This is a genomic window from Stenotrophomonas chelatiphaga (assembly GCF_001431535.1).
Lineage (GTDB): Bacteria > Pseudomonadota > Gammaproteobacteria > Xanthomonadales > Xanthomonadaceae > Stenotrophomonas > Stenotrophomonas chelatiphaga.
Genome location: NZ_LDJK01000082.1, coordinates 1 through 7,845, shown reverse-complemented (window position 1 = coordinate 7,845; position 7,845 = coordinate 1). Strand labels below are relative to the sequence as shown.

The following is a 7,845-nucleotide window of genomic DNA, read 5'->3' as shown; positions in this document are numbered from 1 at the left end:
GGGAACAGGCCCCACGGGACCGTTGGAGCCCCGGATGGGCGGAAACGAGACTCCATGGATGGATTCACGGCGTGTCCCGTGGGGCCTGCTCCCGGCTCGCCACACGGGGACTACACGGCCGCGCAAACCAACAGAAACCCGATCAGCCCTGCGGGAACAACAACATCGCATCGCCGTAGCTGAAGAAGCGGTAGCGCTGCTCGATCGCATGCCGGTACGCCTCGAATACCCGCTCCTTGCCCGCGAACGCGGAAATCATCATCAACAGCGTGCTCTCCGGCAGGTGGAAGTTGGTCACCATCGCGTCCACGCTGCGGATCCGGTAGCCCGGGGTGATGAAGATCTGGGTCTCCCCGGCAAACGGCAGCAGCTCGCCATCGCGCATCGCGCTTTCCAGCGCCCGCACCACCGTGGTCCCCACCCCGATCACCCGGCCACCGGCCTCGCGCGTGCGCCGCACCTGCTGCACCAGCTCGGCGCCGACGTTCAGCCATTCGCGGTGCATCACATGGTCTTTCAGATCGTCCGCGCGGACCGGCTGGAAGGTGCCCGCGCCCACGTGCAGGGTGACATGGCCGAAACCCACGCCCTTGGCCTGCAGGGCCGCCAGCAGCGCATCATCGAAGTGCAGGCCGGCGGTCGGTGCGGCGACCGCACCGATCTCGCGCGCAAACACCGTCTGGTAGCGCTCACGGTCATCCAGCCCCGGCTCGCGCTGGATATAAGGCGGCAACGGCAGCCGGCCGGCATGCAGCAGCCACTGTTCCAGCGGCTCGGGTACATGGAACTGCAGCACGTAGAACTCGCCATCGCGGCCCAGCACTTCCACCTCACCACCGGCGTCCAGGGCGATGCGGCCGCCCGGCTTGGGGGTCTTGCTGGCCCCCACCTGCGCCCGCGCCTGCTGCGCGCCCAGCAGGCGTTCGATCAGGATCTCCACCCGGCCGCCGGTCGCCTTCTGGCCGAACAGCCGCGCTGGGATCACCCGGGTGTCGTTGAACACCAGCAGATCACCTTCGCGCAGCAGCGCGGACAGGTCGCGCACATGCGCATCCTGCAGCGCGCCCGGCGCAGGGGGCACCAGCAGCAGCCGGCTGGCCGAGCGCTCCGGCAACGGCGCCTGGGCAATCAGTTCAGCGGGAAGGTCGTAATGGAAATCGGACTTCTTCAAGGGAACACGCAGCAACAGGTCGGCAATGGCGCGCATTGTACGACCGGCCACCGATGGACAGCGCAGTTGGCGGCAAACGCCCGCGAAAATGCTGCCATGCAGCAGCGAACGCACGGGGTTATCGCGCAAAAAACCGCGTGCTAGCATCGAAACGGAAGTCCGAATGCACGAGCCATGACCCGACGCGCGCGCTTGCCGCGCGTTGTGCTTTTACGGGGCCGTGCGACCTATCGTTTCAGGAGATCTGCAATGAGCTTCATCGAACGCCTCGCCCCCCTCCGCGCCCAGCCCGGCACCCGCCTGACCACCGGCCTGGATGACGCCACGCTGGAGCGCCTTGCCGCCTCCCACCCCGCGCTGGTGGCCGCGGTGGACGCCGCCGCGGCCGCATTCTCCCGTCTGCAGGGCGAGCTGGGCGAGGTGCTGGCGCTGGACGAACAGGCCCAGATCGACGCCATGCAGGACGGCTTCATCAACTTCTACGCCGACGACGCGGTGACCCCGTATGTCGCCCTGACCGCACGCGGCCCGTGGGTGGTCACGCTCAAGGGTGCGGTGCTGTACGACGCCGGCGGCTACGGCATGCTCGGCTTCGGCCATACCCCGGATGCGGTGCTGGAGGCGATGGCCCAGCCGCAGGTGATGGCCAACATCATGACCCCCAGCCTGTCCCAGCAGCGCTTCATCAAGGCACTGCGCGCGGAAATCGGCCATCGCCGCGGCGGCTGCCCGTTCACCCGCTTCATGTGCCTCAACTCCGGTTCCGAAGCGGTCGGCCTGGCCGCACGCATCGCCGATGTGAACAGCAAGCTGCAGACTGATCCGGGCGCCCCGCATGCCGGTGCCACGGTCAAGCGCGTGGTGATCAAGGGCAGCTTCCATGGTCGCACCGACCGCCCTGCCCTGTACTCCGATTCCAGCCGGCGCACCTACCAGCAGCACCTGGCCAGCTACCGCGACGAAGACTCGGTGATCGCCCTCGCCCCGTACGACGAAGCCGCCCTGCGCGCGGTCTTCGACGAGGCGGCGCGCAACAGCTGGTTCATCGAAGCGGTGTTCCTGGAACCGGTAATGGGCGAAGGCGATCCGGGACGCTCGGTGCCGCCGGCGTTCTATGCGCTGGCGCGCGAACTGACCCGCGCCCACGGCAGCCTGCTGCTGATCGACTCCATCCAGGCCGGGCTGCGCGCGCACGGCGTGCTGTCGGTCGTGGATTACCCCGGCTTCGAAGGCCTGGACGCGCCGGACATGGAAACCTATTCGAAGGCGCTCAACGCCGCCCAGTACCCGCTGTCGGTGCTGGCGGTGAACGAACGCGCCGCACAGCTCTACCGCAAGGGCATCTACGGCAACACCATGACCAGCAACCCGCGTGCGCTGGACGTGGCCTGCGCCACGCTGGCCCAGCTCACCCCGGAAGTGCGCGGCAACATCGCCGAACGCGGCGTAGAGGCGCTGCGCCGGCTGGAAAAGCTCAAGGACGAACTGGGCGGGCTGATCACCAAGGTGCAGGGCACCGGCCTGCTGTTCTCCTGCGAACTGGCGCCGCAGTTCAAGTGCTACGGCGCCGGTTCCACCGAAGAATGGCTGCGCCGCCAGGGCGTCAACGTGATCCACGGCGGCGAGCGCTCGCTGCGCTTCACCCCGCACTTCGGCATGGACAGCAGCGAGCTGGAACTGCTGGTCGGCATGGTCGGCCGCGCCCTGCGCGAAGGCCCGCGCCGCGAACAGGCCCAGGCGGCCTGAACCCCGCCTCCGCTGGCACCGGGCAGCGTCCGCTGCCAGCGGGTAAAATACGCCGCACACTGATCCCGCACCCCGCCCCTGGCGGGGCGCTTTCGTTTCAAGGAATACCCAATGAAGTCCCTCTGTGTTTACTGCGGCTCCAACGCGGGCAGCAAGCCGATCTATACCGAGCGCGCGATCGCGCTGGGTGACCGCATCGCCCGCGACGGCCTCCGCCTGGTCTACGGCGGCGGCAACGTCGGCCTGATGGGCACGGTGGCCAATGCCGCACTGGAAGCCGGCGGCGAAGTCACCGGCGTGATCCCGCAGCAGCTGGCGGACTGGGAAGTCGCACACCGCGGCCTGACCACGCTGGAAGTGGTCGGCTCCATGCACGAGCGCAAGTCGCGCATGTTCGAGCTCTCCGATGCCTTCGTCGCGCTGCCCGGCGGCTTCGGCACCATGGAAGAAATCTTCGAGATGCTGACCTGGCGCCAGCTTGGCATCGGCAACAAGCCGTGCGCCTTCCTGGACGTGGACGGTTTCTACGCCCCGCTGATCGGGATGATCGACCGCATGGTCGAAGAGCGCTTCCTGCACCCGGCGCAGCGCGCCGACCTCTGGTACGGCTCGGACATCGACGCGATGCTGGACTGGATGCGCAGCTACGAGCCTGCCCAGGCCTCCAAGTGGATCGACGAAAAGCGCCGCAACGCCCTGGTCTAACGCGGGGCCGGGCGGCCGAGCAGGTAGCCCTGGCCGAAGTCGCAGCCCAGGCCCAGCAGGATCTGGCGCTGGCTTTCGGTCTCGATGCCTTCGGCGATGGTGGTGATACCCAAGGTCCGCGCCAGTGACACCACGCCTTCCACCAGCGCCAGGGTGCTCTGCGCGTCCGGGCCGTTGAGTCCGGCGATGAAGCTCTGGTCGATCTTCAGCGTGGAAATCGGGAATCGATGCAGGTAGGACAGCGCCGAGAAACCGGTACCGAAGTCATCCAGCTGCACCAGGATGCCGCGCTCGCGCAGTGCCTGCAGCACGCGCAGGGTGCGCGGGCCTTCGTCCAGCAGCGCCACTTCGGTGATTTCCAGGCGCAACCGGTGCGGGTCGGCGTCGAAGGCTTCGATCAAGCCGAACAACCGGTTGCTGAATTCCGCTGAGCGGAAGTGCCGCGGTGACACGTTGACCGAGACATAGCCGGTGCCGCCGCGGGCCAGCCCGGCGATCACCTGTTCGTAGATCAGCCAGTCGACCTGTTCGATCAGCCCGCTGCCTTCGCCCAGGTCCAGGAACGCGCCCGGCAGCAGCATGCCGCGCGTCTCGTGCTGCCAGCGCAGCAGGGCCTCGTGGCCGACCACCACGCCGTCGCTGAGACGCACGATGGGCTGGTAATACGGCAGGAAATCCTGGTTGATGATCGCCCGGCGCAGGTCCGATTCCAGGTCCAGGCTGCGCATCGCCTGTTCGCGCATGTCCTCGTCGAAGATCGCGCAGCGGTCATGGCCCTGCGCCTTGGCGCGGTACATCGCCGCATCGGCGTCGCGCAGCAGTTCTTCGCCACGCTGGTAGCGCGCATTCCACAGCGCGATGCCCAGGCTGCCCGATGGGAACAGCTCGCGCCCGGCCACCCACATCGATTCCTGCAGGGCCAGCAGCATGCGCTGGGAAAACTCCAATGCCTGCGCCAGGCCATGCGGGCATTGCAGCAGGATGGCGAACTCGTCCCCGCCCAAGCGCGCCACCACGTTGCCCGGGCCGAGCATCGACACGATGCGCTTGGCCACTTCCACCAGCATCTGGTCACCGGCCGCATGGCCGATGCTGTCGTTGACCAGCTTGAAGCGATCCAGGTCCAGGAACAGCACCGCGAACTCACCGCCTTCGCCCTTGCGGGCGCGCAACAGCGCGTCCTCCAGCCGGTCCAGCAGGTGGATGCGGTTGGGCAGGCCGGTGAGCCCGTCATGCATCGCCTGGTGGGTCAGCCGCTGTTCGGCGCGCAGCCGTTCGGCGATCTGCCCCAGCAGCTTCTCGTTCACTTCGCCCAGTTCGCGGGTGCGCTCTTCCACGCGTTGTTCCAGGCCGGCATGCGCCCGTCGCAAGCGTTCCTGGTCGCGCTGCCGCGCCAGTCCTACGCCGATGTTCTGCGCCACGAAGGTCAACAGGCGCTGGTCGTGCGCGGTGAATGCCACGTCAGGGCTGTAGCTCTGCACCACGATCACGCCCACCACTTCGTCATCGCGCAGCAGCGGCACGCCGAGCCAGCATTGCGAACGCACGCCGGACTCGCGCACCTGGCCGGCTTCGATCATGGCGTCGATGTCGGCGCGCGCGGCAAGCAGCGGTCGCCGCTCGCGCACCACGTGTTCGGTCAGCCCCTGGCTGAAGGGACGCGGCGCGCGCGAGACGGTGTATTCATCGACCGAATAGACGAACTCCAGCCCGTCCCCCGCCTCGTTGACCAGGGCGATGTAGAAGTTGCGCGCGTCCAGCAACGTGCCGACGATGCCGTGTACCTGCGCGTGGAACTGCGACAGGCTTTCGGCCTGCATCGCCAGTTCGGCGATGCCATACAGCGCGGCCTGCAGCTTTTCGGCACGGCGGCGTTCGAAGACTTCATCCTGCAGGCTGCGGTTGGCACGCTGCAGTTCCAGCGTGCGTCGCTCCACCTGCCGTTCCAGCTGCACCTGCGCCTGGCGCCGGTCCATCGCGGTACGCACGTGCTGGGCAACGAAGCCAAGCAGCGCGCGGTCCGCTTCGCCATAGCGGTCATGCTGGTCGTAGCTCTGCACCACGATCGCCCCGCACACCCGGCCTTCGCGCAGCATCGGTACGCCCAGCCAGTCCAGGCTTTCCGGCCCACGCCAGTGCTGCCCGTCCTGGCCGACGGTGGCCAGCAGCTGGCGCGACGGACCACTGAGCGGTTGCCCATGCTGCAGCAGGGCGAAGGTCAGGCTGCCGGGCAGTTCGCTTTCGGCATAGGCGCGCGACGGATCGGCGATGAAATCATCGATCTGGTCGGCGAAGTACAGGAAACGGATGGTCTGCCGCGTGTCGTCATATTCGACGATGAAGCAGTTGTGGGCGTACATCAGGGTGTTCAGCACGCGATGCACATGCCGCAGCATCTCGGCCATTTCCAGTTCGGCACCGGACAGATCGGCTATCTCGTACAGCGCCTGCTGCAGCCGCTTGGCGTCTTCCAGGGCGTGGATCTGGCCGGCCTGGCGCGCCTGCTGCAGCCCCAGCTGCAGGGCCTCGCGGGCGACCAGCCACCAGCCCGCGCTCACCGCTGCGCCTTCAACACGCAGGCCGATGCGCGCACCGTCGTGCTGCCATTGCGCGTGCTGCGCCGGGTGCGCCCCGGCTGCGCGCAATGACGGCATCGCCTGCGGCGGATGGCACTGGCTCCCCTGCCCCAGCAGCGGATCGTCCCAGTCCACCCACAGACAGGCACGGTCTGGCAGCAGGCCACACAGGGCCTCCAGCAATCCGGTGGTCACCACCGCCTTGCCCGGCGTTTCCATCGTGGGTGCAACGATCTGGCTGGACAACATGACGACCCCATGGTGCGGGAACTCCCGGCACCTCCCCTGTGCGCGGAGCATAGCGCTTTCCGCGACTTGAATTTGTCGTCCCGCAACCCCGTTCCGCCCCTGCATGCGTTGACGCTCGGGACATGCCCATTTCCGCTCCCTCGGCCGCATCCCTCCGCCCGCCCGTCACCGGCTATGCGCCATCGCAGGCAGGCCTTACCCTGTCCCCCGTGGATACCGCCGCACTGCCAACCGATGAAGCCTTGATGCTGGCCTGGGCCGGCGGCGACCTGCCCGCCTTTCAGGCCCTGTACGAGCGCCACCGCCGGCGCCTGCACGGCTTCCTGGTGCGCCAGCTGCGCGACCCCGGCCTGGCCGAGGAAATGTTCCAGGACGTGTGGCAGCGGGTCATCGCCGCGCGCGCCGGCTGGCAGCCGGAGGCGGCCTTCAGCACCTGGCTGTTCCGCATCGCGCATAACCGGCTGAACGATCATTGGCGCGCTGCGCGCCACCGTCCCCCCGCACCGGCCGATGCCGAAGCGCGCGTGGAGGCGGTGGTCGATGGCCACACCCCGGAAAGCGAACTGAGCGGCTTCGAGCAGCGGCGCCGCGTGCAGCAGGCCATGGATGCGCTGCCACCGGACCAGCGCGAAGTACTGCTGCTGCGGCTGGAGCAGGAACTCAGCCTGGAAGAGATTGCCCAGGTCACCGGCGTGGGCCGGGAAACGGTGAAATCGCGCCTGCGCTATGCGATGGACAAACTGCGTGCAGGATTGACCCCATGAACGGCCGCGATCCCCTGACCCCCGAAGAACGCGAACTGGCCCGGCTGCTCGGCGGCCGGTTGGACAAGGCGCCGTCGGCCGCCGTGGATGCCGCCGTGCTGGCCGCGGCACGGGCCGCAGTGCAGGCCGCACCGGCCGCAGAGCGTGCGGATGCGCCGGCAGCCGCCAGTGCGCCGGTGCAGGAGCGGCGCCAGCGTGTGCGTCGTTCGCGCTGGCCGGCCGTGGCAGGCATCGCTGCCTCGGTGATCTTCGCGGTGGGCCTGGCCTGGCAGATGCAGCCGGAACCGCCGCAGGCGCCCACGTTGCAGGAAATGGCCAGCCCCGCGCCGGCGGAGCCGGTAAACGCGCCAGAGCCAGCCCCGTCAGCGGCGGCGGCAGCAGTGTCGGCCGAAGACGATGCCACCCGATCCGCCGCGCCGGCTCGCCGCACGCCGGCCCCCGATGCGGCCCCGGCGCCCATGGTCGTACCGGCGCCGGCGCCTGCCGCACGCATGCAGGCACCCGCGCCAGCACCAGCGCCGCCACCGCCCGCTGCATCGGCTGTTGCCACGGCCGAAACCGCGGATGCACCGGCGCCGCAGGCGTTCCGTGCCCGCGCAGCCGACGCGTCGCGCGTGCCGCCACAGGCCTCCCC

At 68.6% G+C, this 7,845-nt stretch carries 5 protein-coding genes and 1 pseudogene; 4 read left to right on the top strand and 2 right to left on the bottom strand.

Annotated features, from left to right (window positions below):
* Nucleotides 1–142: 142 nt before the first annotated feature.
* Nucleotides 143–1,207 (bottom strand): tRNA preQ1(34) S-adenosylmethionine ribosyltransferase-isomerase QueA, encoded by a 1,065-nt coding sequence (gene queA, locus ABB28_RS15540; protein ID WP_057687283.1) that lies wholly within the window; start codon nt 1,205–1,207, stop codon nt 143–145.
* Nucleotides 1,208–1,420: 213 nt separating this feature from the next.
* Between queA and ABB28_RS15535 the strand changes: the two genes are divergently transcribed.
* Nucleotides 1,421–2,917 (top strand): aminotransferase class III-fold pyridoxal phosphate-dependent enzyme, encoded by a 1,497-nt coding sequence (locus ABB28_RS15535; protein ID WP_057687282.1) that lies wholly within the window; start codon nt 1,421–1,423, stop codon nt 2,915–2,917.
* Nucleotides 2,918–3,028: 111 nt separating this feature from the next.
* On the top strand, nt 3,029–3,622 hold the full coding sequence (locus tag ABB28_RS15530; RefSeq protein ID WP_057687281.1) for an LOG family protein: 594 nt from the start codon (nt 3,029–3,031) through the stop codon (nt 3,620–3,622).
* On the opposite strand, the gene ABB28_RS15525 is transcribed toward ABB28_RS15530, so the two are convergent.
* Nucleotides 3,619–6,447, bottom strand: coding sequence for a bifunctional diguanylate cyclase/phosphodiesterase (locus ABB28_RS15525; protein ID WP_245625356.1), 2,829 nt, complete (start codon nt 6,445–6,447; stop codon nt 3,619–3,621). The genes ABB28_RS15530 and ABB28_RS15525 overlap by 4 nt on opposite strands.
* A 122-nt stretch (nt 6,448–6,569) precedes the next feature.
* On the opposite strand from ABB28_RS15525, the gene ABB28_RS15520 reads away from it, so the two are divergent.
* Together ABB28_RS15520 and ABB28_RS18265 are read left to right on the top strand one after the other, a co-directional pair.
* Entirely contained in the window at nt 6,570–7,211 is a 642-nt protein-coding gene (locus ABB28_RS15520; protein WP_083492057.1) for an RNA polymerase sigma factor, read from the top strand.
* Nucleotides 7,208–7,845: pseudogene (locus tag ABB28_RS18265) on the top strand (hypothetical protein); the annotation flags it as partial. The gene ABB28_RS15520 and the pseudogene ABB28_RS18265, both read left to right, overlap by 4 nt.